This window comes from Pseudomonas sp. HMSC08G10, assembly GCF_001808425.1.
GTDB lineage: Bacteria > Pseudomonadota > Gammaproteobacteria > Pseudomonadales > Pseudomonadaceae > Aquipseudomonas > Aquipseudomonas guariconensis.
Window position 1 is genome coordinate 125281 of record NZ_KV793307.1, and the last position, 23417, is coordinate 148697.

The window sequence follows — 23417 nt, forward strand, 5'->3', positions numbered from 1 at the left end:
AATGAGCCGCTTCAACCTCTCCGCTTTCGCGGTGCGCAACCAGGCAGTCACCCTGTTCCTGATCCTCGCCACCCTGGTTGCCGGGGCCATAGCCTTTGGCAAGCTGGGGCGCGCCGAAGACCCATCCTTCACGGTCAAGACCATGACCATCACTGCTGCCTGGCCGGGCGCCACCGCGCGAGAAATGCAGGAGCAGGTTGCCGACCGCCTGGAAAAGCGCCTGCAGGAGCTGGACTTCTATGATCGGGTGGAAACCATCGCCCAGCCCGGCTTCGTCTCCATGAAACTGCAGTATCAGGACTCTACCCGCCCGGGCGACATCCAGGCACTGTTCTACCAGACCCGCAAGAAGCTCTCCGACGAGGCCAAGCGCCTGCCCCGTGGCGTCATCGGTCCGTTCTTCAATGACGAATATTCCGACGTCTATTTCGCCCTCTACGCCCTGGAAGCCGGGCGAATGCCGCACCGCCAACTGGTGCAGATGGCCGAGGATCTGCGCCAAGGCATGCTGCGCCTGCCCGGTGTAAAGAAGGTCAACATTCTCGGCGAACAGGCCCAACGCATTTTCGTCGAATTCTCCTACGAGCGTCTGGCCACCCTGGGCCTTAAGCCGGAGCAGATCTTTGAAGCCCTGGGCAAGCAGAACGGTGTGGCCCCAGCCGGCTTCGTCGAGACCAGCGGGCCGCGCGCCTACATCCGTCTGGACGGTGCTTTCGACAGCCTGAAGCTGATCGAGAATGTGCCGATCAATGCGGGCGGCAAATTGCTGCGCATCGCTGACGTCGCAACGGTTAAGCGTGGTTACGAAGACCCACCGACCTACCGCATTCGCCACCAGGGTAAGCCCGCTTTGATGCTAGGCGTGATCATGGAGCCGCACTTCAACGGCCTGGAGCTGGACAAGTCGCTGCAAGCCGAAGAAGACCGCATCCATGCCGAACTGCCGCTGGGTGTGATGTTTGACAAGGTTTCCGACCAGGCCGAGAAAATTCGCATCGCAGTGAACGAGTTCATGCTCAAGTTCTTCGTTGCCCTCGGCGTGGTCATGCTGATCAGCCTACTGGCTCTGGGCTTTCGCGTGGGCCTGGTGGTGGCCGCCGCCGTGCCGCTGACTTTGGCCATCGTCTTCCTCATCATGCTGATGACCGGGCGCGAGTTCGACCGCATCACCCTTGGCGCGCTGATTCTATCCCTGGGCCTGCTGGTTGACGACGCGATCATCGCCATCGAAATGATGGTGGTGAAATTAGAAGAAGGCTTCGACCGCATCCAGGCCGCCACCTTTGCCTGGACTTCCACCGCAGCCCCCATGCTTACCGGCACCCTGGTAACCGTGATCGGCTTCCTGCCGGTGGGCTTTGCCAAATCCGGAGCCGGGGAGTATGCCGGCAACATCTTCTGGATCGTCGGCTTCGCTCTGCTCGCCTCCTGGCTAGTGGCGGTATTTTTCACGCCCTACCTTGGAGTGAAGATGCTACCGAAGATCCAGCCAGTCGCAGGCGGTCATGACGCGATCTACGCCACAGTTCTTTATCAGCGCCTGCGCGCCTTGATTACCTGGTGCGTGAACCACCCCAAGACTGTTACCGCATTGGTGGTAGCGGCCTTCCTCGTCAGCGGCCTGGGCATGGGTGCAGTGAAAAAGCAGTTCTTCCCCAACTCCGACCGTTCCGAGCTGCTGGTGGAGGTGTATATGCCGCCAGGCAGCGCGTTCGTGGCTACCGAAAGCGTGGTCGCCCAGGTGGAAAAGGCACTGCTGGAAGAGCCCCAGACGAAACTGGTAGATGCTTACGTGGGCGGCGGCGCGCCGCGCTTCTTCCTTTCTCTAAATCCCGAGCTGCCGGACCCGGCCTTCGCCAAGATCATCGTGCAGACGGCGGACTCCAGGTCCCGCGACGCCCTGCGCGAACGCATGCAGGCACGCATCGCCGCTGGCGAGTTTCCCTCCGCGCGGGTGCGAGTCACTCAACTGGTGTTCGGCCCGCCGGTGCCTTTCCCAGTGGTATTCCGCGTATCCGGCCAGAATCTGGAACAGCTTCGGCACATCACCGAAGAGGTACGCCGAGTGGTAGCCTCCAACCCCATGACCCGCGACACCTTCATCGACTGGGGCGAGCGAGTCAGCGCCTATCGCCTGGTACTGGACCAGGATCGCCTGCGTCTGCTGGGCTTCACACCCGATGAGGTAAAGAGCCAGCTCAATGCCCTGCTCACCGGCAACCCAGTGACCGAAGTGCGCGAAGGCACCCGCACCGTGACGGTGATGGTGCGAGCACAGAATGTCCAGCGGGAGAATCTCGGCGGTATCGAGGGCCTGACCATCACCAACGCCGCCGGCGTTTCGATTCCGCTGGAGCAGGTGGGGCGCTTCCAGCCGGTGATGGAGGAACCGATCCTTAAACGCCGCGACCGCGACCTGACCTTTGAGGTACGAGCCGACATCCTCAAAGGCACGCAGCCGCCGGACGTAGGAAAGGCCGTGTACGCTGATCTGCAGCCGCTAATCGCCCAACTGCCGGCTGGCTATCGGGTGACTATCGGCGGTCCGGTGGAAGAAAGCGCCAAGGCCAACAAGGCTCTGGCAGTCTTGTTCCCGGTGATGATCATGCTGACGCTGGTCGTGATCATGTTCCAGGTGCGCTCCTTCGCCCTGATGTTCATGGTGTTCGCCACCGCACCGCTGGGCTTGATCGGGGCGGTTCCTGTGCTCCTCCTGTTCGATCAGCCCTTCGGTTTCAATGCCATCCTGGCGCTGATCGGCATCGGCGGCATCCTGATGCGCAACACCCTGATCTTCACCGACCAGATCGAGCAGGAGCAGGCCCACGGCCGCTCCCTGCACGAGGCGATCATCGAAGCCACGGTGCGCCGCGCCCGGCCGGTGCTGCTCACTGCACTGGCCGCCGCGCTGGCCTTCATCCCACTGACATTCTCGGTGTTCTGGTCGTCCCTGGCGTTTGTACTGATCGGTGGAATTCAGGTGGGCACGGTGCTGACGCTGCTTTATCTACCGGCACTCTGCGCTCTGGTGTTGCGTGCCAATCGCGGGGCCAACGCCAGCAACGAGCCTGAGTGGGAAAAGCTGAGCGTGCAACAGGCGCCTCTGGATACACACCAAGGTGTGTGAGCGCTTCGTTTGTCACCAGCGAGATCCTGCACGTCGACGGCGGTCAGAGCGCAGGCCATTGATTGACAGAATGCTCATCACCGGCACATGCCGGTGATGAGCAGATTCCCTGTGGAGTCTGGTTTTTTAGAAGTCGAATGCGCTGCGATAGGCATAAACACCTGGTCCGCCGCCTGTGAACAGGAACAGTAGGTTAGCCCCCTCGATGAAATCTCCCGCCGCTATGTCATGAAGCATGCCGGCAAAGGCTTTTGCAGAGTAAACCGGATCAAGCAAGATACCTTCGGCCTGAGCTAGGGATGCAATTGCCTTAAGAGCCTCAGCCGTCGGAATCCCATAGCCTTCTCCCCGGTGATTCCCATCTACATCGATTTGATTGGGCGCGATCTCTGAGGACCCGACCAATGCCAGCGCGTCGTTAGCGAGCTTTAAGGTTTGCTGCACCGCCTGTTCTTGGTCTCCCAACACTGTATAGGATCGAATGATCGTCGGGGAGCGTCCACGCGTGACGAAACCTGCGGCTAGACCCGCATGAGTTCCCGAGCTGCCGTTAGGCAGAAGAATCTTCTCGAAGCGGATGTCGTTATCCCGTTCATACTGCATTATCTCGTCACTGCATTTGGCGTAACCCAGCGCGCCAAGAGGTGACGATCCCCCCATAGGGATCAGGTAGGGTTTCTTGCCCTCTTCTTTGAGCAGCTGGATTCTTTTATCTGCGAATTCGGCTGCCTTCTCCCCTAGCGGAAGTACATGGAGCTTGGCGCCATAGATCTGATCAAGCAGCACATTGCCGTTGCTTTCGTATTCTGCATCATGCCGCGGCACCACCCTGCCGAGGACCAGTTCGCAGTCCAAGCCGAATCGCGCAGCAGCAGCGGCAGTAAGTCGTGCGTGGTTGGATTGGAGTCCGCCAGTCGTGACGATTGTGTCGCATCCTTGTGCAATCGCCTCACCTAACAGGAACTCAAGCTTGCGAAGCTTGTTGCCACCCCCGGCGAATGCCATATGATCGTCACGTTTGATGTAAAGATTGACTCGCTTGATACCCAGTCGCAGTTCAAGCTTTTGTAGCCGCTGAATCGGAGTGGCCACCTCGATGAGCGCCACTTTCTCGAAAGCGTCCAGTACATCCTTTTGAGCATCCCTCATTGATATGTGCTCCGGTTGGTATTTCACTTTGATAGCGATCCAGCCCCCACAAAATCAATCCCCGGAAACCTGGGAAAGTGCCGGGCGATCGGACTGCGGCTTGAGATGCAAAGCGCATCTTTGTAATTCAACGTACTGTGAGACACCGCAACGGTGACACTGCCGACTGGCAATTGTCATCGGATAGCTCTCGGTCCCTCGCCGATCGTAGCGCTCGACTCACGGGGTGCAAGCGCATTGATCACGGCGGCCGCAGTTGACAGCAGGATGCCAACAGCGGCAAGGCCGATCCAGCCGGCCCGGTGCACGCCATAATTCCCCAATGCGGCGCCGATCGCTCCCCCCAGAAAATACGACCCCATGAATATGGTATTGAGTCGGCTTCTGGCCTCGCTCCTCAGAGTGAATACGCGTGCCTGGTTGGCAACCAGCCCTGCACGATTGCCCATGTCGAGCAGCACCATGCCGAGGATCAGCCACCCAAGATCTCGCCCGCTCGCTGCAATGCAGGCGAAACCCAGGACGAGGGTCATTGCGCCGGCGAGGACCATGGTGCGTGCGCCCACGCGATCGGTCAGCGCGCCAATATGAGGTGACGCGACGATGCCCAGCAGCGCGACCAGCCCAAACAGACCAATGGTGGCGGAGTCGAGTCCGTATGGAGGTTGTGCCAGTAGCGCGGCAAGCGAAGCCCACAGTGCACTGAATGCGGCGAACATCAGCAGGCCGCTCGCCGCGCAGTAACGCAGCACGCCTTCTTGTTTGACCAGGCTGCCTAACGAACCCAGGAGCTGCCCGTATCTTATCGTCTGCAGGCTGCTGGTGGCGGGCAGGCGCTTGGCAACGATGACCAGCAGCAGGACATCGCTGAGCGAGGCCAGCACGAACACGGCTTTCCACCCGGCATGTGCGCCGGCGAAGCCACCGAGCATGCGCGCCAGTAAAAGACCTGCCGAGAGGCCGCTGAGCAGGCTCCCGACGATGCGACCTCGCTCAACTGGAGTGGCCAACCCCGACAGACAGGGGATGATGAGCTGCGCAGTGATCGCTGTCACGCCGACAAGAAAGCTGCTCACGCACAGCATTGTGAAAGTCGGCGCTACAGCGCAAAGAAGTAAGGCAACGGCATTCCCCGCGATGGCCAGCAGCGCGAGTTGGCGTGGTTGTCGACAATCGGCGAGCGGCACGATAAACAGCAGGCCTAGCGCATAGCCAAGCTGCGTCAGCGTGGCGATCAGGCCGGCCTGTGTCGGCGCCAGGCCAAAGGACGCGGCCATCTGGGGCAGAAGCGGCTGGTGGTAGTAGATGGTCGAGACCGCCAGCGCGCAGCACAGGGCCATAAGCGTGACAAGGCGGCTGGAAACTCCCATTGGCGATGCGCAAGAGGCAGACATGACGCAGCCCCTTTACTGTTGCTGCAAAGTCTGCACGAGCCCGCGGGTGTCGACGATGCTGTGCGCAAACGTCGGCCCGTTCAGCTCGTGCGCCGCGTGCATCATTTCCTTGCTGAAGGCGGCTGTCGCATCGCGTACCAGCGTGACGTGATAACCCAACTCCATGGCGAAGCGTGCGGTCGATTCGATGCAGGTGTTCGCCAGCAGGCCGACGATGATCACGTGTGTGATGCCTCGCTGCTTGAGCTGGAAGTCGAGGTCGGTATTGGCGAACCCGCTTTGTCCCCAGTGTTCCTGGATGATGATGTCGCCCTCCTGTGGCACGAAGTCAGGATGCCATTCGCCGCCCCAGGAACCCTTGGCAAAGGTGTGACGTTCCTGGATCAGGCGTTGGGTGGGATTGGGGTGATCCCAGCGGGTGTAGTCGCCGGGCTGCCAGCGCCGATGAGGTACGTAGTACACCTGAATTGCTTGTGCTCGCGCGGCGGCAACGGTCGTGCGCAGGTTGTCGAGCAGTCGAACTTCATCCGCGACGCTTCTGAGCATGGAATAAAGCTTGCCGCCATCGGACAGGAAGTCGTTGTAGGGATCGACCAGCAGCAGAGCGGTCCGCTCCGAGGCATACACAGGATGGGTCATGATGGTGCTCCAGATGAAAGGAGAGGCGATCTAGGACGTTTGCTATACCGACAAATGCCGCGCTGCGACAGCGCAAGCCGAATAGTCTTCATATTAACTATGATAATCATAGTGTCAACGGGGATGAGGCTTTGAGCGCTAATCCATGCGACATGGTTAACCTGGCTGCGTTACTATGAAAACAATAGTTTCTACGGAGAAAACAGCGTGATGCCGAGGCTGGACGTGACAAGCGATACGGTGTGCCCGGTGGCACGCTCGATGGATTTGGTGGGCGACAAATGGACCATTTTGGTCCTGCGTGAGCTCTACATGGGCGCGACACGCTTCGAGGAAATGCAGATCCAGACCACCGCTACGCCCCAGATGTTGACTTCGCGCCTCAAAGCGCTGGAGGCGAATGGCCTGGTCGAACGCCGGCCCTACAGCGAGAAGCCGCTGCGCTACGAATATCATCTGACCGACAAGGGCTGGGACTTCTATCCTGTGATTTACGCGCTGCGCGCCTGGGGCGAGAAGTGGTGCAAGAACCCGGATGAGGGGTTGGCCGTGCATTTCGTGCACCGCGCCTGCGGCCATGATGTGGGTGTGGCCAGCGTTTGTCCTCACTGCGGCGACGCTGTGGAACGCAAGGACCTGGAAGCGCTGGTCAGCGATCGTTTCATTGCCGAACGCGAGTCTCGCCGAGAAGCCTTCAAGCGGAAGTAGCTGAGGCTAAGACGAGCAACGACGTCGTTCCTGGAGCGGCGGTGTAAGCTGCAAACGTCTACTGGGTATAGATCACTACCCCGATCCAGTCGACGACGCTGTAGTGGCCTGGCTCGCGCTATATTCGCGTGCGAATTCGATGAAGGCTTTCAATGCCGCTGGCACCTGCCGCCGGCTTGGGTAATACAGATGCAGCCCCGGATAGTAGGGGCACCAGTCGCCCAGAACCTGCTGCAGATCGCCTCGCTCCAGATGTTCCTTGACCATGTCCTCGAACACATAGGCCAGGCCGATTGCTTGCAAGGCAGGCGCCAGCATCAGGCTGACATCACCCAGTATCAACGGGCCTTGGACGTCGACCTCCAGTTGGACACCTCCCCGCTCGAACTCCCAACGGTAAAGCGCGCCACTGGGAAAACGGTGTCCGATACAAGGTAGTTTTTTCAGGTCTTGTGGATGTTGCGGAATGAAATGGCGTTCGAAGAACTCGGGCGAACCGACCACCACCGAGCGCAGATAAGGACCAATGGGCAATGAGACCATATCGGCCTGTAACCGCTCACCCAGGCGTACACCGGCATCGAAACCGGTACCCACCATATCCACCAAGGCATCGTCGCTGAGAATTTCGAGGCGTACGTCCGGGTACGCAACCAGGAAACGCTGGGCCAGTGGCAGCAGCGCAAGTTCCGCTGCGGCGCGTCCGGCGGTGATGCGCAGATTGCCAGACGGTTTGTCGCGGAAATTATTGAGATCTTCCAAGGCGTCGGCGATGTCACGGAAGGCCGGTTGCAGCCGCTGGTAAAGGCGCTCCCCGGCCTCGGTAAGGGCGACGCTGCGGGTGGTGCGGTTGAACAACCGCACATCCAGGCGGGTTTCCAGGGCCCGCAGCGCATGGCTCAGGGCCGAAGGTGTAAGACCCAATTCGACTGCCGCACGACTGAAATTCAGATGGCGGGCGATGCACAGGAAGAGCGACAGATCGGCGGTACTGGCTGGCTTCATTAATGAAAATTACTCAAAGGCTCATGCGATATTCATGGGATTATCACAGTAAATCAAAAATCTTAAAGTTCGCTCAACTCATCGAGAAGGCCCCGCACGGTGCAGGGTCGGATACAGGAGGAGTTGACATGCGTACTTGGCTCATTACCGGCGCTTCCCGTGGTTTCGGCACCCTGATCGTCCAGCAGGCCCTCGCGGCAGGCGATACAGTCATCGCAACGGCGCGTAAACCGGAGGACATCGAGGCCCGTCTTGGTCAGCACCCGAACCTGCTGGCCGTGCGCCTGGACGTGACCCGCGAAGAAGAGGCTTACGCAGCGGTCGCTGCTGGCATCGAGCGCTTTGGGCAAATCGACGTGCTGGTCAACAATGCCGGATTCGGCGTGCTCGGCGCGGTCGAAGAAACCAGCGCCAGCGAAACCGAGCGGTTGTTCGCCACCAACGTCTTCGGTGTACTGAATGTCACTCGTGCGGTATTGCCCCATATGCGCCGGCAGCGCAGTGGTCATGTGATCAACATCTCGTCGCTCGGCGGCTACCAGGCTTATATGGGCTGGGGCGTGTATGGCTCGACCAAGTTCGCCGTCGAAGGCATCAGCGAAGCGATGCATCAGGAGCTGGCCCCCATGGGTATCAAGGTGACTGTGGTCGAACCAGGCTTTTTCCGCACCGACTTCCTGGATGAGCAGTCCCTGGTGAAAACGGCTCTGGAACTGCCGGATTACGCCTCCACCGTCGGTGTCATGCGCAATTATGCCGAAGCGGCCAACCATACCCAGCCGGGCAACCCTGCAAAGCTGGCCGAAGCCCTGATGACCTTGGCCAACGCGGCCAACCCGCCGTTGCGTCTGGCCTTGGGCAGTGATGCCGTCGCGCGTATCGAGGCCAAGCACAGCGCGGTCGAGCAGGAGCTGGCACGGTGGCGAGCGCTGTCCCTGTCCACTGACTTTGCCTCGTAACCTTCGTTGAGCCACTGAACCTGAACCGGGCGCGTCGGTTCAGGTTTTTTTGTGTGGCTTCCACCCAGGCGATAGGAGGTCAAAATCTGGGGTATAGTTACTTGCATAATGAAAGTTACTGGCGGATAGTGGGCTCATCCAAGCATGAAGCCCAAGGTCAACGCCATGAAAAAAGCCAGCTTTCAACCCATGCCCTGCCCTGTAGCCCGAGCGCTGGAACACATCGGTGATGGCTGGAGCCTGTTGGTTCTGCGCGATGCGTTCTATGGCTTGCGTCGGTTCGATGAGTTCCAGCGCAGCCTGAGCATCGCCACCAACACGCTTACTCGTCGGCTGACCGACTTGGTCACCGCCGGCTTGCTCGAGCGACGACCCTACCAGAGCAACCCGCCACGCTTCGAGTACCTGCTCACCGAGGCCGGGCGTGACTTGCGGCCTGTGATCCTGACGCTGATGGCCTGGGGCGCAAAGCACGCCGAGGGCTCGAAGAAGGTCTACCTTGCCGATGAACTCACCGGCGAGCCCGTCGAGTTGGCATTGATGGACGCCAACACCGGGAAACGCATCACCGTGGATGAACACCGTCTACGCATCTCGCCTGACGCCGACGCGCTGACCCACTGGCGCGCCGAAACCGGCCAGGCCTATCGCCAAGGCAACACCTTGGTAAGCCCCTTCCCCACCCAGGCCTCTTCCGAGGATTGACCGTCATGAACGCTCACGTTGGCATGTCTCCCGGCCCAGTGGATGACACCGAAGCCGATACAAGCAAACCCAAGGTTAGAAAAGCCCTCCTTCGGATTACGGTTCTGGCGCTCGCGATCATGGGCGGTGCGGGCTACGCCAACCACTGGTGGAGCAATGGCCGCTTCTTCGAAGACACCGACGATGCCTATGTCGGCGCGGACGTCACCGTGATCAGCGCCAAGGTGCCAGGCTATATCGCCGAGGTCGCGGTGGTGGACAACCAGTTCGTCAAAGCCGGCGATGTGCTGGCCCGAATCGATGCGCGCGACTACGACGCTGCGCTGGCCAAGGCGGACGGTGCAGTCGCCGCGCAACGTGCGCGTCTTGCCAACCTCGATGCCGTCGAACTGCTTCAACAGGCCATCATCAGCCAGGCAAAGGCACAGATCGAGGCACGCAGCGCCGAAGCACAACGTGCGTTGAACGACAGAGTCCGCTACCAAACGCTGGTCAACAGCCAAGCGGTTTCGGTGCAGAGCGCCCAGCGCGTCGAGGCCACTTGGAAAACTGCGCAAGCGGACCGTGCCCATGCCGAGGCAGGTTTGCTGGCGGCCCGTCAGCAACTGGCGGTGATCGACACGCAACGCCAACAGACACGGGCGGCGTTGGCCCAGGCCGAGGCAGACCGGGAACAGGCGCGGCTCAACATCCTTTACACCGAACTGCGCGCCCCGGTGGACGGCTACGTGGGTAACCGCCGAGCCAAGGTCGGCGCCTTCGCCGCGTCGGGCAGCCAGCTGATTTCTGTGGTGCCCGCCCACGGGCTTTGGGTGGACGCCAACTTCAAGGAAGACCAGCTCGCACACATGCAAATCGGCCAGACGGTCAGCGTCACCGCCGATATCCTGCCGGGCCGAACCTTCCATGGCCGCATCGAGAGCATCGCGCCAGCGACCGGCGCGCAGTTCAGCGTGCTTCCCCCTGAGAACGCCACGGGCAACTTCACCAAGATCGTGCAGCGCGTACCGGTACGGGTTCGTCTGGAGGGCAGCGACGCCGACTTTGGTGCCCTGCGCCCAGGCCTTTCGGTGATAGCCGAAGTCGACACCCGGCCCCAAGCGCTGGCGCAAGCGAAACTGGTATCGGCAGCCCAGCCATGAACGGCGCCTTGCCCGTGCTCACTCCCGCACAGAAAGTCACGGCCTTTGCCACCATGTGCGTGGGGATGTTCATCGCCCTGATCGATATCCAGATCGTCTCGGCATCGCTCAAGGACATCGGCGGCGGGCTTTCCGCCGGAGCAGACGACATAGCCTGGGTACAAACGGCCTATCTGATTGCGGAGATCATCGTCATCCCCCTGTCGGGGTGGTTGTCACGGGTGATGAGTACCCGATGGCTTTTCGCGGCTTCGGCGGCAGGCTTCACCCTCACCAGCCTGCTGTGTGCAATGGCCTGGAACATCCAAAGCATGATTGCGTTTCGTGCCCTGCAGGGTTTTCTTGGCGGGTCGATGATCCCGCTGGTGTTCACCACCGCATTCATCTATTTCACTGGCAAGCAGCGGGTGATCGCCGCCTCGGTCATCGGCGCCATCGCATCGCTCGCACCCACCTTGGGCCCAGCGGTCGGGGGCTGGATCACCGATGTGTCGTCCTGGCATTGGCTCTTCTACGTCAACCTGGTTCCTGGTCTGTTCGTCACCATTGCTGTACCGCTGCTGGTCAAGGTCGATCACCCCAACCTGCACTTGCTCAAGGGCGCCGACTACCTGGGCATCGGCTTGATGGCGGTGTTTCTCGGTTGCCTGGAATACACCCTGGAGGAAGGCCCCCGCTGGAACTGGTTCAGCGATGCAACGATCTCGGCCACTGCTTGGGTGGCAGGCATCAGCGGCGTACTGTTCGTCTGGCGCAGCTTGAAGATCGCAGACCCCATCGTTGACTTGCGTGCCCTGCGTGATCGCAACTTCGCCCTGGGCTGCCTGTTTTCCTTCATTACCGGCATCGGTATTTTCGCCACGATCTACCTTACCCCGCTGTTTCTCGGCCATGTGCGTGGCTATGGCGCGTTGGATATTGGCCTGGCGGTGTTCTCCACCGGTGTGTTTCAACTGCTTGCAATACCGGTGTATGCCTTTCTCGCCAACCGTGTAGACCTGCGCTGGATCCTGATGCTGGGGTTGGCCCTGTTTGGCATTTCGATGTGGGATTTTTCGTCGATCACCCATGATTGGGGCGCCAAGGAGCTGCTGCTGCCCCAGGCCATTCGCGGGTTCGCCCAACAGATGGCCGTGCCACCCACCGTGACCCTGACCCTAGGCGCCCTTTCGCCAGCACGCCTCAAGCTCGCCTCGGGCTTGTTCAATCTGATGCGCAACCTGGGCGGCGCGCTCGGTATCGCCGCCTGCGCCACCGTGCTCAACGACCGCACCAACCTGCATTTCCTGCGCCTTGCCGAGCACCTTAACGGTCAAAACGAGACAATGAATGCCTGGCTCGAGCAATGGAGCAGCAACGCCCAGGCTCTCGGCCAGGACAGCCTGGACGCCAGCCACACCGCACTGCGCCAGCTCTGGGCACTGACGTGGCGTGAAGCGCAAACGTTGACCTATGCTGACGCTTTCCTGGTGATCATGGCGTGTTTCGCGTTGGCCACGCTGCTCGTGCCGTTGATGCGAAAGGTACAACCCCCAGCACAACCGTCCGCTGACGCCCATTGACACTCTTCGAAGCGCCCTCTTGCGTCTTTTGTGGGGTACAGGCTTTCAGTTTTTTGCGCTATGCGCAGCAGCGTAGCCCAAACAACAAGAAGCCCGCGTACCTAATTAGTTACGCGGGCTGGGGTGTATCTGAACGCCATCACAGCATCACGAAACCCACTTCGATATTGCCGCGGGTCGCTTTCGAGTACGGGCATATCTGATGCGCCTCAGCTACCAGCTTCTCCTTTTCCTCGGCGGCCAGGCCAGGCAAGCGCACCGTCAGCTGGGCTGCCAGGGCGAAACCTCCATCTGCGGTGTTGCCTAGGGAAACATCGGCATCCACTGCTACATCGTCAGGCAGGCGAATGTTGTACTTCTGCCCCGCGCGGCGCAGAGCACCAATGAAGCAAGCAGACCACCCGATGGCGAACAACTGCTCGGGGTTGGTGCCCGGGCGACCGGAGCCTGGCGGGCTCAGCGGCAGGTCGAGCTCGCCATCGACAGATCGGCCGCGCCCATCGCGGCCACCGGTCGTATGGGTATGGGCGGTGTAGAGGATCGTTGTCAGGGTATTGGGCATGGTAGTTCTCCAAAGGGCATGCTGCCCTCCCCGACCAGGCACACAGGGAGGGCGTTGGCTGCGATCAGTGCTTGGCCTGGCTCAGTTTGCTGCACAGGTGTGCGGAAAATGGGTTGTCGTTGTCCGCGATGGGGGCTTGCGGAACTGCAGGCCTCGTCCAGCTGGGGCCATTTCACGTCCCGCCTGTATCGCCGATGTATCCGAAGGTAGCGGCATTTGTATGCCAGAGCGTCGGACATCGGCGCTGTACACACAGTGATACGGTTCTGTGACTGGACGTTTCCGAAAATGAGGCAGCCCTCGCGAGGGCCACTTCACCTCGTACGGCATGACGAACGTCAGCTGCGGTAGCGTGTCGCGGGAGTTCTCAATGAAAGATTCGGCATCAACGCTTGCCGCGCCGCCTCGTAACGTTCCAGGTCACCCAGGTCGGGCAAGGACGGGATCGTGATGAACTCGCCCAGGTCCAGCCCGGCAAGCGCCGCGTCCACCATATCGTCAGCCTTCATGACGATCTCGCCCGGCAGGTAATCCAGGGGTGTGCCTGCCGCCGCCCAAAAGTCGGTCGCCGTCGCACCAGGCAGTACCACCTGAACCCTAACGTGCTTGTCCGCAAGCTCGTGGTGCAGGGATTGGCTGAATGCCAGCACGAACGCCTTGGTGCCTCCATACACGCCGTTGAGCCGTTCAGGCGCAAGGGCCACGACGGAGGCGATATTGATGAGCGTGCCCTGGCGCGCGACCAAGCCTGGAACCGCGGCATAGGTCAAACGCGTCAACACGTTCACGTTGAGCGTGATCATGTCTTGCATTTTGTCGACGTCCGACTCCAGAAGCGGCTGCGTGGCCCCCACTCCGGCATTGTTCACCAGCAAAGTAATGCTGGCGTCAGTGCGCAGCAGCAGTTCCACTCGGCGCAGGTCATCTGGGTTGCCAAGGTCGGCTGCCACCACTTCGACGGAACGGCCAGTCTCGTCAGTCAGGCGCTTGGCCAAGGCATTCAGACGTTCGCGGTTTCGCGCAACCAGGATCAGGTCATAGCCACGATGGGCCAGACGCTCGGCGTAGAGAGCGCCGATACCGGATGAGGCGCCGGTGATGAGGGCGGTACCAGGATGGGACTGAGTCATGATGCATCTCCAGGGTTGGGGTGGGTCTGGAGAACAGGATGCAGGGGGATGACGGTATCTCAAATGACGTATAAGGTACTGTTTCCGGACACTGGGGAGTAGGCAATGCATCGCATCAGCTATTTGCTGGCAGACGGGTTCCAAGTGCTTTCGCTGGCCACCCAGGCCGCGTTCGAACTGGCCAACATCGCCGCGCAAGACACCTTCTACACCGTCGAGAACTTCTCGCTCGAAGGCGGCAAGGTGCGTTCGTCCCTGGGCTTGGCCCTCGATACCCAACCACTCGAAACGCCCCGCCTGACCGACACCTGGATCATCGTCGGAGTCACCAACCCCTTGGAGGTGCCCACCTCGGCGGCGACCCTGGAGTTCCTTCGCCAGGCGAGCACCCATGCCAGGCGCACCGTGGGCCTGTGCACTGGCGCTTTCATCCTCGCCGAGGCGGGGCTGCTGTCAGGGCGTAGAGCCACGACACACTGGGCATTCGCCCGCGAGATGCAACGGCGCTATCCGGATATCAGCGTCGAGGAAGACCGCATCTATATCGCCGACGGTACCCTCTGGACGTCGGCAGGCATGACCGCAGGGCTCGACCTGGCGCTCGGGCTGGTGGAAAAGGACCTAGGCGCGGACATCGCGCGTTCGGTGGCACGCAAGCTGGTGATGCAGCAGTACCGCTCCGGCGGACAGTCCCAACACTCCGAACTGCTGCACCTCGCCCCCAAGTCCGACCGGATCCAGCGTGCGCTGGACTATGCACGCCAGCATCTGAACCGCCCACTGGGCGTCGAGGAGCTGGCAGAGGTGGTGAACCTGAGCCCGCGTCAGTTCTCTAGGGTCTTCAGCGCCGAAACCGGGCACTCCCCAGCCAAGGCGATCGAGGGACTACGGCTGGAGGCGGCACGCCTGATGATCGAGCAAAGCCGGCATTCCCTGGACGTGGTCGCCCAGGAAACCGGCTTTCGCGACCGTCGTCATATGCGCGAGGTGTTCCTGCGGGGCTTCGGCATACCGCCGCAAGCGATACGCCGGGATGCACGTCGCCCGATGCCCTCTTGAGGTCTCGGTTGTTGGCATTCACAAGCAAGCTTTCAGTTAGAACCGCTCCGCAGGACAAGGCAACTCCCAAGACCGGATTACAGATCCAGCTCACCTCTGATCAACGCCCCGAGCGTCTGGGCAACATCGGGTCGTTGCGCATTCAGCAAGCCCACCGGAGTGCCCTCCAAAAGCGCTTTGGAAGCGTCCAGGTCCTCTCCCATGAGCGCCAGTGGACAGGCAATCTCCATATGCAACCAACGCAGTCGCTTGGCCTGCTGTGGGCTTATCGCTCCCTGCACCACAACCACCAAGGCAGCCGGCTGCAGCGTTGCGCACAACAAAGGCAGCTCTTCAAACGGTTGGCCGCAGGCGAGCACCTCGACGCGCTGTTGCTCGCTACTCAACAACCGGCCAGCGCACAGTAGCTCGAACTCGGCTTGCTCCTGCAGACCTGCCAGTAATACGGGCGGCACCTCAGGCTGGTTCATTTGAAGGCGCATCAACAAGCGGGCGCGCAGGAAACTATCCAGATACAGCCATTGGCTGCGTTCGCCGAAGCCGCCACCTGAAGCCAGATCATGCCAGACCGGCAACAGCACCTCGCGCAAGACAGTCAACTTGGGCAAAACAGTCCACAACTGACCGTGCACGGCTTCCAGCGCCCGTGCATCGAATGCCCGTGCAGCCCGCGCCACGTCATCGCGCCACTGCTGGAAGACGCTGTTCGGCTCCGGGGCTGGCTGATGGTCACCGATGAGCCTTTCGCCGACTTTGCTGATCGGCAGCCCATTGGCTGTCCAGCGCTGGATGTCGCGAATTCGCTGAACGTCCTTGGCCGTGTACAGGCGATGGCCGCCCTCGGTGCGTTGCGGACGGATCAGTCCATGGCGACGTTCCCAGGCACGCAAGGTCACCGGGTTGATGCCAGTCAGGCTGACCACATCGCGCATGGGCAGTAGATCGGTTGAAACGGACTCAGTCATTGCGAGCAGTCATCTGAACGGTGGATTACTCTAAACCTATACAGACCTTCTGCGCCGTGCAACCTTAGGTCATCATGCAGCGAATCGCGCCGTAGCTCTACGCTCGGAAGCTACGCTGCGCTTACCGCACATGAAGATTCGGGTGGGCTGGCTAATGATCAATGCAAAACTGCTGCAACTGATGGTCGAAAACTCCAACGATGGCATCGTCGTCGCCGAGCAAGAGGGCAACGACAGCATCCTCATCTATACCAACCCCGCTTTCGAGCGCCTGACCGGCTATCGAGCGGACGACATTCTTTATCAGGACTGTCGATTCCTCCAGGGCCAGGACCATGACCAGGGCGGCGTCGCCTCGATCCGCGAGGCGATTCGTGCAGGCCAACCTTGCCGCCAGGTCCTTCGCAACTATCGCAAGGACGGCAGCCTGTTCTGGAATGAACTGTCCATCACGCCTGTGCGCAACGAAGCGGACCAGCTGACCTATTACATCGGCATCCAGCGTGACGTCTCGGCCCAGGTCTTCGCCGAGGAACGGGTCCGGGAGCTGGAAGCGGAAGTCGCCGACCTGCGCCGGCAACTGAGCGAGGCCAAGTCCTGATCGAAAAAGCTGTACAGCTATCATTTTGTGTATAGCTTTTATGGCAGGCTTCAGCTATACCTGTACAACAAATCGCGGTTGTACAGGTTTTTCTGGAGCCAAGCATGTCAGCCTATCTGCAGCAATTCGCCGAGCGCTTCACCCACCTCGATGGCAGTCGTCTCCATGGGCTGGAAAAACTGTACACCGACGACATCACCTTTCGTGATCCCTTTCATGAGATTCAAGGGCTTGAGGCCCTGAGGGCCTACTTCGCCCAGCTGTATGGCAACACCCACGACATCCGTTATGTCTTCTGCGGCGTTAATGAAGTGTCGCCCGGCGAAGGCTACCTACGCTGGACCTTGCAGTTTCGCCACCCCCGACTGGCCCGCAACCGGCCTGTCAGCTTGCAAGGATGCAGCTACCTGCGATGGCGTGAACGTGTCCATTTTCACCAGGACTACTTCGATGCCGGTGCCCTGCTCTATGAGCATCTTCCGGTCATGGGCGGCGCGATCCGCTGGCTCAAAGGCAGGTTGGCATGAGCCGCTGCTGGCTGACCGGAGCTAGCAGCGGGCTGGGCGCTGCGCTTGCGCAATGCCTGTTGGAGCAGGGTCATCACGTTGCCCTAGGCGGTCGTCACGAGCAACGCCTTGCCCCTTTGGTGGAGCAGTTTCCCGGGCAGGTTCTGCTGGCTGTCGGCGACGTCGCTGACCCTATCCAGATCGCTCGGATCGCAGCTCAGATCAAGGCTGCCTGGGGAGCGCTGGATTTGGTGATCCTCAATGCGGGCACGTGCGAGTACCTGGAACCTGGCCATTTCGACCCGGCCATGGTCGAGCGCGTGATGCGCACCAACTTTTTGGGCGTCAGCCAGTGCCTGGCCGCTGCCCTGCCCTTGCTTCGCGCTGGCAAACATCCTCATTTGGTGGTGGTGGGCAGCTCGGTTACCTGGCTGGCTTTGCCCCGGGCAGGCGCCTATGGAGCCTCCAAGGCCGCCGTGCGTTATTTGGTGGAGTCTCAACGCATCGACCTGGCCCACGAAGGCATCGATGTCACGTTGGTCAGCCCAGGCTTCATCGACACGCCTCTGACCCGTCGTAACGACTTCCCCATGCCACAGCTGTGGTCAGCCGAACGCGCCGCGCGGCACATCGTCAGGCACCTGCACCGACGTCCGCTGGAGATCAACTTCCCAGGTCTCTTCACCTGGGTGTTGCGTGTGCTGGGTCGACTCCCGCCGCGCGCTCGTCTGGCGCTGGGCCGGCGTCTGGCACGTCATGAACAGGAATGAAACTCCATGCGTATAGCGATCATTGGAAGCGGTATCGCGGGCCTGACCTGTGCCCACCTACTGTCTCGCAGACACGAAATCACGGTGTTCGAGGCCAGCGACTGGGTCGGCGGCCACACCCATACCGTCGATGTGGACTGGTGCGGCGAACGCCATGCAATAGACACCGGCTTCATCGTCTTCAACGACTGGACCTACCCGAACTTCATTCGCTTGCTCGATCAGCTCCAAGTGGCTTCACAGCCAACCGAGATGAGCTTTTCTGTCCATGATCCGCTCACCGGGCTGGAGTACAACGGTCACAACCTGAACACGTTGTTCGCTCAACGCCGTAATCTGATCAGCCCACCGTTCTGGGCGATGCTGCGCGATATCCTGCGTTTCAACCGGCAGGCACTGGACGATCTGGACGCACGGCGGATCGATACCTCCACCACCCTGGGCGCCTACCTCCAGGCTCAAGGCTATGGCCAGCGCTTCATCGAGCACTACATCGTGCCCATGGGGTCGGCGATCTGGTCGATGTCCCGGACGCAGATGCTGGGTTTCCCCCTGCAGTTCTTCGTGCGCTTCTGTCGCAACCACGGCTTGCTCTCGGTCAATCGACGTCCGCAGTGGCGGGTCGTCCAGGGTGGCTCGAGAAGTTACATCGCCCCCCTTTGCCGACCGTTCGCCGAGCGTATTCGCCTGAACTGCAAGGTGCATCGGGTCGGACGCGACGAGGGAGGCGTCACGCTGCTCAGTGCCGCCGGCACCGAACGGTTCGACAGTGTGGTCTTCGCCTGCCACAGCGATCAGGCACTGGCGCTGCTGGAGACCCCCAGCGTTGAAGAGCGCGCTGTGCTGGGCGCCATCGGCTATGCGCAGAACGACGTGGTACTGCACACCGATCAGCGCCTGCTGCCACAACGAAAGAAGGCCTGGGCCAGTTGGAACTATCGACTGGGTGGCCGCGCGCATGCCCCAGCTGCGGTGACCTACAACATGAACATCCTGCAAGGTATCCAGGCACCGGTGACGTTCTGTGTAAGCCTCAACCAGACCGCGCTCATCGACCCTGCACAGATCATCGCCCGCTTCTGCTACGCCCACCCGCAGTACAGCCTCGCAGCGTCAGAAGCCCAGACGCGCCAGGCACGACTTCAAGGCTATAAGCACAGCTATTTCTGCGGCGCTTACTGGGGCAACGGCTTTCACGAAGACGGTGTGGTCAGCGCGCTGCAGGTGGCCCGGCACTTTGGAGAAACACTGTGAACAGTGGTCTTTGCCTGGGTTGGCTCAGTCATCGTCGACTGTCCCCGCGGTACCACGCGTTCCGCTACCGCATCGGCATGTTCTATCTGGACCTGGATGAACAAGCCTGGCTGATGAGCCTATCCCGTTGGCTGGGTAGCAGACGACTGTCGCCGCTGAACTGGCGCCAGACCGACTACCTGCCAGCGCTGACCCGCCAGGGGGAGCCGCTGGCCGAGGCTGCCCGCTTGCTCGTTGAACAGGCAACGGGGCACAGGCCCGAAGGCCCGGTCCATTTGCTGACCCAATTGCGCTGCTGGGGGCTGTCGTTCAATCCGGTGAGTTTCTATTTCTGCCACGACCGCCATGGACACCTGACGGCGATCCTACTGGAGGTGCGCAACACCCCATGGCATGAGCGGTTTCACTATGTCCTGCCGGTGCAAGGCCGCCTGGACAGGCCTTTCTCCATGGCCAAGGCCTTTCATGTATCGCCGTTCATGCCCCTGGACATGGACTACCGACTGAAGTTGTCCCTGAACCTCAAGTCGGTGCGCATCCACATGGAGAACTGGCAAGGCTGCCAAAAGGTGTTCGAAGCCGATTTGGCCTTGCAGCGCCAACCGCTGGATCGCAGAGCGTTGCATCGATACCTGCTGAGCTTTCCCTGGATGAGCCTGCGCACCGTCTCGGCCATCTATTGGCAAGCCCTGCGCCTTTTGTTCAAGCGCACTCCCATCCATGACCACACCGCCAGCCGGGGCAGCCTGGCACTCGGCCAACCTTGCGAGGACCCTGATCATGTCGAATCCCACCCTGAGCGTTAGCAAGACCACGGTCCTGGCACCCTTGCTTGGCGCATTGGCCCGAACGGTCGTGCTCGCACAATTGGGCAAACTCCGTCACGGCCATCTCCGGCTGCTCAGCCATGGACAGCAATGGAGCTTCGGAGAGGCCAGCAGCCCCTTGCAGGCTGAAGTGGAAGTGCTCGATGACGCAACCTGGAGCCTGATCGCCGGTAACGGCTCGATCGGCGCGGGCGAAGCTTATATCCATGGGTATTGGCGCAGCCCGGATCTTGCGCGGGTGACCCGCCTGTTCGTGGCCAACCTGGACGTGCTAGACGCTCTCGAAGGCGGGCTTGCGCGGTTAGGGCGACCTGCCCTGCGGCTACTGCACCGATTGAACCGTAACAGCAGACGAGGAGCCCGGCGCAACATCCTCGCCCACTACGACCTGGGCAATGCCCTGTTCGAACAATTGCTGGACCCGACCATGATGTATTCGGCCGCCCAGTTCGAATACCCCGAGCAACCCCTGGAGCAGGCCCAGTTGCACAAGCTCGAGCGCATCTGCCAGAAACTGGAGTTGCGTGCACAGGATCATCTGCTGGAGATCGGCTGTGGCTGGGGCAGCCTGGCCATCTACGCCGCCACTCATTTCGGCTGCCGTGTCACTACCACAACCTTGTCGCAAGCGCAGTATGCCTATACGCAAGCACGCGTGCGGGCCCTCGGACTGGAACAACAGATCACAGTCCTGTGCGATGACTATCGCGACCTCAAAGGCACTTTCGACAAGCTGGTGTCCATCGAAATGATCGAAGCGGTCGGTCACCGCTACCTCCCGGTTTATTTCCGCCAGTGCGCCGCGTTACTCAAGCCCGACGGGTTGATGCTGTTGCAGGCAATCACCATCCGTGACCAGCGCTACGCCCAGGCTCGGCGCTCGGTGGACTTCATCCAGCGTTACATCTTTCCCGGCGGCGCCCTTCCCTCGCTGAGCGTGCTGCTGGACACCGCCAGCCGCCAGACTGCGCTTAACCTCGTACACTTGGAAGACTTTGGCCTGGATTACGCCCGAACCCTTGAGCACTGGCGCGACAACCTGCGCAAAAGTCGAACGCTGCTGGCCGACCAGGGCTATGACGATACGTTCCAGCGCCTGTGGGAGTTCTATCTGTGTTATTGCCAGGGTGGCTTCGAGGAACGGGCCATCGGCGTAGCGCAGTTGTTGTGGGCGGCGCCTCAGGCCCGACGTGCGCCCTTGCCCGCACTTCGATGATCAAGCGCTACGGGGTGATCGCCAATGCCCTATGGTTGCAGGCCGGCTGGTGGGCTTGCGTACTGGGCGCCAAGGCCCCTGGGTGGTTGCTGGTGGTGCCCATCGGCCTGGCCATTCACCTGTACCTGTGCCCGGACTTCAGGGCAGAGGTCAGAGCCGTAGCACGCACAGCGCTGGCTGGCAGTGTGCTCGATAGCGTATTGGGCGCAATGGGTGTGTTCAGGTTCGACGCATGGCCGCTCCCGCTGTGGCTGGTGTTGCTATGGCTGGTGTTGGCCAGCGGCTTGCGACACAGCCTGGCGTGGGCGGGCTGGCCTTTCTGGCGCGGTGCGCTGGCCGGTGCGCTAACAGGTCCTTTAGCCTATCTGGGCGGAGCCCGCCTGGCCGAAGTCAGCTTGCCGCTGGGCCCGCTGGCAACAGGCCTTTTACTGGTACCGGTGTGGGCGCTGGCCCTACCGCTGCTGGTACGCATCGCGGCGTGGCGCTGACCGACGGCATCGCTGGGAGCAGTATCGCACCTGCTCCCAGCATCGGGCCCAACGCTTGCGCCAGTTGAAAGGCCGGCCACAGACTACGCAGACCTTGCTTGGCAACAAACGCTTGTTCACAGGCAGTCCCCCGCATCGAGACGCGTCAGTAACGCCTGACCACGGCGCCATACAGCCTCGCGCCGCGCCGGTGCCATGCCATCGAGGTTCCGATAGACCAGCGCCAGGCGAGGGTTATGCGCGAGCTGCGCGCGGTGACGGATGAGAAAGTGCCAGTACAACGCATTGAATGGGCAGGCATCGGCTTCTGTCGCCTGCTCGACCTTGTAGCTGCAGGCCTTGCAATGATTGGACATCCGCTGGATGTAACGACCACTGGCACAGTACGGTTTGGACCCCAGGTAACCACCATCGGCATGCATCACCATGCCCAGTGTGTTGGGCAGCTCGACCCAGTCGAACGCGTCCAGGTACACCGATAGGTACCACTGGCAAATGGCTGCCGGCGCGATGCCCGCGAGCAAGGCGAAGTTGCCGGTCACCATCAGGCGCTGGATGTGGTGCGCATAGCCCAACTTCAGGGTCTGTTCGATGACCTGCGCCATGCACCGCATGCGGGTGCGTCCGGTCCAGTAGAAGTCCGGCAGCGGCCGGGTGTTGTGCAAATGGTTGAGCTCAGCGTACGCCGGCATGCGTAACCAATAGATGCCACGTACATATTCGCGCCAGCCGATCAACTGCCTGATGAAGCCTTCGGCGGCGTTCAACGGCACCCGCCCCTCCCGCCACGCGGCGACCACGTCTTCGCACACACGCCGCACATCCAGCAATCCGATATTCAGGGCTGCGCTGATGCGGGCATGGAACAGGTAGGGTTCGCCCTCGGCCATGGCGTCTTGATAGTCCCCAAAGGCCGCCAGGCCGTAGTCCAGAAAATGGCGCCACAGCTGTTGCGCCTGGTCATGGGTCACGGGGTAGTCGAAGCCGTCCACGGCGCCGTAATGGTCACTGAAGTGTTGGCGAACCAAGGCCACGACCGCCGAAGTGATGGCGTCCTGCTCGAAGTGGGCCGGAAACGGCCCGCGCAATCCCCGAGGCAATGGCTTGCGATTGTCACCATCGAAATTCCAAGCGCCTCCAGTAGGGCTGCCGTCTGGCTCCAAGAGCAAGCCGCAGCGTTTGCGCATCCCCCGGTAGAAATGCTCCATGCGCAGTCCAGTTCGCCCTCGAGCCCAGCGCGCGAACGCTTCGCGCGAGCAGAGAAAGCGGGTGTCGCGGTGCCACACCAGCGGCAGCTGAGCATCCCGTAGCGCCTGTTCCAGGCGCCATTCTCCGCACTCGGTCACATGTATTTGCGTAGCGCCCAATGATTGTCGCCAACGTTGCAGCTCACCGACGATGGTCCCGCTGTTGTCAGCCGCATCGAAGGCCACGTAATGCACTTGCCAGCCTCGCGCTCGCAAAGCGAGCGCAAAATGGCGCATGGCACTGAAGATGAGCACGATTTTTTGCGGGTGATGCGGCACGTAGCGAGCCTCCTGCGCCACTTCCGCCATCAGGATCGCATCGTGGGCAGGGTCCAGCGCGGCGAGGCTGGCCAGGTCGAATGACAGCTGATCACCCAGTACCAGCCCCAGGCGCACCTTCCT

General features: G+C 61.1%; 23 protein-coding genes and 1 pseudogene. 14 read left to right on the forward strand and 10 right to left on the reverse strand.

Annotation, left to right across the window (positions count from 1 at the left end):
• Nucleotide 1 precedes the first annotated feature (1 nt).
• Nucleotides 2-3127: an efflux RND transporter permease subunit gene (locus HMPREF3173_RS12995; protein WP_070573630.1), complete on the forward strand. Its 3126-nt coding sequence runs from the start codon at nt 2-4 to the stop codon at nt 3125-3127.
• Between the two features lie 126 nt (nt 3128-3253).
• Here HMPREF3173_RS12995 and HMPREF3173_RS13000 read toward each other — a convergent pair whose 3' ends face one another.
• The 4 genes and pseudogenes from HMPREF3173_RS13000 to HMPREF3173_RS13010 all read right to left on the reverse strand — a co-directional run bounded on the left by HMPREF3173_RS13000 (nt 3254) and on the right by HMPREF3173_RS13010 (nt 6309).
• A complete protein-coding gene (locus tag HMPREF3173_RS13000) occupies nt 3254-4276 on the reverse strand; it encodes a D-cysteine desulfhydrase family protein (protein ID WP_070573633.1) in 1023 nt (340 codons plus the stop codon).
• Nucleotides 4277-4320: 44 nt separating this feature from the next.
• A pseudogene (locus tag HMPREF3173_RS25005) lies at nt 4321-4452 on the reverse strand (oxidoreductase); the annotation flags it as partial.
• Complete coding sequence (locus HMPREF3173_RS13005; protein ID WP_070573635.1) at nt 4453-5670, reverse strand: MFS transporter; 1218 nt, start codon at nt 5668-5670, stop codon at nt 4453-4455. It abuts the pseudogene before it with no gap.
• Between the two features lie 12 nt (nt 5671-5682).
• Complete coding sequence (locus HMPREF3173_RS13010; protein WP_070573637.1) at nt 5683-6309, reverse strand: cysteine hydrolase family protein; 627 nt, start codon at nt 6307-6309, stop codon at nt 5683-5685.
• Nucleotides 6310-6519: 210 nt separating this feature from the next.
• Here HMPREF3173_RS13010 and HMPREF3173_RS13015 point away from each other — a divergent pair, with 210 nt between their 5' ends.
• Entirely contained in the window at nt 6520-7017 is a 498-nt protein-coding gene (locus HMPREF3173_RS13015) for a winged helix-turn-helix transcriptional regulator (RefSeq protein WP_070573641.1), read from the forward strand.
• Between the two features lie 75 nt (nt 7018-7092).
• Here HMPREF3173_RS13015 and HMPREF3173_RS13020 read toward each other — a convergent pair whose 3' ends face one another.
• Nucleotides 7093-8022 (reverse strand): LysR family transcriptional regulator, encoded by a 930-nt coding sequence (locus HMPREF3173_RS13020; protein WP_070573644.1) that lies wholly within the window; start codon nt 8020-8022, stop codon nt 7093-7095.
• Nucleotides 8023-8150: 128 nt separating this feature from the next.
• On the opposite strand from HMPREF3173_RS13020, the gene HMPREF3173_RS13025 reads away from it, so the two are divergent.
• The 4 genes from HMPREF3173_RS13025 (at nt 8151) to HMPREF3173_RS13040 (ending at nt 12390) form a co-directional block, all read left to right on the forward strand.
• The gene (locus HMPREF3173_RS13025; protein WP_070573646.1) at nt 8151-8981 is read left to right on the forward strand and encodes an oxidoreductase; all 831 of its coding nucleotides are present in this window, start codon (nt 8151-8153) and stop codon (nt 8979-8981) included.
• Nucleotides 8982-9146: 165 nt separating this feature from the next.
• Nucleotides 9147-9686 (forward strand): winged helix-turn-helix transcriptional regulator, encoded by a 540-nt coding sequence (locus HMPREF3173_RS13030; protein ID WP_070573864.1) that lies wholly within the window; start codon nt 9147-9149, stop codon nt 9684-9686.
• Between the two features lie 5 nt (nt 9687-9691).
• Nucleotides 9692-10828 carry an HlyD family secretion protein gene (locus tag HMPREF3173_RS13035; RefSeq protein WP_371906673.1) on the forward strand — a complete coding sequence of 379 codons (1137 nt, stop codon included), beginning with the start codon at nt 9692-9694 and terminating at the stop codon, nt 10826-10828.
• On the forward strand, nt 10825-12390 hold the full coding sequence (locus tag HMPREF3173_RS13040) for a DHA2 family efflux MFS transporter permease subunit (RefSeq protein ID WP_070573648.1): 1566 nt from the start codon (nt 10825-10827) through the stop codon (nt 12388-12390). Before HMPREF3173_RS13035 ends, HMPREF3173_RS13040 begins: the two co-directional genes overlap by 4 nt.
• Before the next feature lie 139 nt (nt 12391-12529).
• On the opposite strand, the gene HMPREF3173_RS13045 is transcribed toward HMPREF3173_RS13040, so the two are convergent.
• Both HMPREF3173_RS13045 and HMPREF3173_RS13050 read right to left on the reverse strand, forming a co-directional pair.
• Nucleotides 12530-12952 (reverse strand): organic hydroperoxide resistance protein, encoded by a 423-nt coding sequence (locus HMPREF3173_RS13045; protein WP_070573650.1) that lies wholly within the window; start codon nt 12950-12952, stop codon nt 12530-12532.
• A 338-nt stretch (nt 12953-13290) separates the two neighbouring features.
• Complete coding sequence (locus HMPREF3173_RS13050) at nt 13291-14082, reverse strand: SDR family NAD(P)-dependent oxidoreductase (protein WP_070573652.1); 792 nt, start codon at nt 14080-14082, stop codon at nt 13291-13293.
• 105 nt (nt 14083-14187) lie between these two features.
• On the opposite strand from HMPREF3173_RS13050, the gene HMPREF3173_RS13055 reads away from it, so the two are divergent.
• Nucleotides 14188-15141 carry a GlxA family transcriptional regulator gene (locus tag HMPREF3173_RS13055; RefSeq protein WP_070573654.1) on the forward strand — a complete coding sequence of 318 codons (954 nt, stop codon included), beginning with the start codon at nt 14188-14190 and terminating at the stop codon, nt 15139-15141.
• Between the two features lie 77 nt (nt 15142-15218).
• On the opposite strand, the gene HMPREF3173_RS13060 is transcribed toward HMPREF3173_RS13055, so the two are convergent.
• A complete protein-coding gene (locus HMPREF3173_RS13060; protein ID WP_070573656.1) occupies nt 15219-16106 on the reverse strand; it encodes a MerR family transcriptional regulator in 888 nt (295 codons plus the stop codon).
• 154 nt (nt 16107-16260) lie between these two features.
• On the opposite strand from HMPREF3173_RS13060, the gene HMPREF3173_RS13065 reads away from it, so the two are divergent.
• From HMPREF3173_RS13065 to HMPREF3173_RS13095, 7 genes are all read left to right on the forward strand, one after another.
• Nucleotides 16261-16707, forward strand: coding sequence for a PAS domain-containing protein (locus HMPREF3173_RS13065; RefSeq protein ID WP_070573658.1), 447 nt, complete (start codon nt 16261-16263; stop codon nt 16705-16707).
• A gap of 104 nt (nt 16708-16811) precedes the next feature.
• Nucleotides 16812-17234: a nuclear transport factor 2 family protein gene (locus HMPREF3173_RS13070; protein WP_070573660.1), complete on the forward strand. Its 423-nt coding sequence runs from the start codon at nt 16812-16814 to the stop codon at nt 17232-17234.
• On the forward strand, nt 17231-17983 hold the full coding sequence (locus HMPREF3173_RS13075; RefSeq protein WP_070573662.1) for an SDR family NAD(P)-dependent oxidoreductase: 753 nt from the start codon (nt 17231-17233) through the stop codon (nt 17981-17983). The genes HMPREF3173_RS13070 and HMPREF3173_RS13075 overlap by 4 nt, the downstream gene beginning before the upstream one ends.
• A gap of 6 nt (nt 17984-17989) precedes the next feature.
• Nucleotides 17990-19237: an NAD(P)/FAD-dependent oxidoreductase gene (locus HMPREF3173_RS13080; RefSeq protein WP_070573664.1), complete on the forward strand. Its 1248-nt coding sequence runs from the start codon at nt 17990-17992 to the stop codon at nt 19235-19237.
• The gene (locus tag HMPREF3173_RS13085) at nt 19234-20043 is read left to right on the forward strand and encodes a DUF1365 domain-containing protein (RefSeq protein ID WP_070573666.1); all 810 of its coding nucleotides are present in this window, start codon (nt 19234-19236) and stop codon (nt 20041-20043) included. The genes HMPREF3173_RS13080 and HMPREF3173_RS13085 overlap by 4 nt, the downstream gene beginning before the upstream one ends.
• A complete protein-coding gene (locus HMPREF3173_RS13090; RefSeq protein ID WP_070573667.1) occupies nt 20018-21280 on the forward strand; it encodes an SAM-dependent methyltransferase in 1263 nt (420 codons plus the stop codon). The genes HMPREF3173_RS13085 and HMPREF3173_RS13090 overlap by 26 nt, the downstream gene beginning before the upstream one ends.
• A complete protein-coding gene (locus HMPREF3173_RS13095; RefSeq protein ID WP_070573669.1) occupies nt 21277-21768 on the forward strand; it encodes a DUF2878 domain-containing protein in 492 nt (163 codons plus the stop codon). Before HMPREF3173_RS13090 ends, HMPREF3173_RS13095 begins: the two co-directional genes overlap by 4 nt.
• Here the strand turns inward: HMPREF3173_RS13095 and HMPREF3173_RS23980 are convergent.
• Together HMPREF3173_RS23980 and HMPREF3173_RS13100 are read right to left on the reverse strand one after the other, a co-directional pair.
• Nucleotides 21733-21888: a DUF2256 domain-containing protein gene (locus HMPREF3173_RS23980; protein ID WP_080642134.1), complete on the reverse strand. Its 156-nt coding sequence runs from the start codon at nt 21886-21888 to the stop codon at nt 21733-21735. The genes HMPREF3173_RS13095 and HMPREF3173_RS23980 overlap by 36 nt on opposite strands.
• Nucleotides 21885-23411, reverse strand: a complete 1527-nt coding sequence (locus tag HMPREF3173_RS13100) for a cryptochrome/photolyase family protein (protein ID WP_070573671.1) — start codon at nt 23409-23411, stop codon at nt 21885-21887. Before HMPREF3173_RS13100 ends, HMPREF3173_RS23980 begins: the two co-directional genes overlap by 4 nt.
• Between the last annotated feature and the right edge of the window lie 6 nt (nt 23412-23417).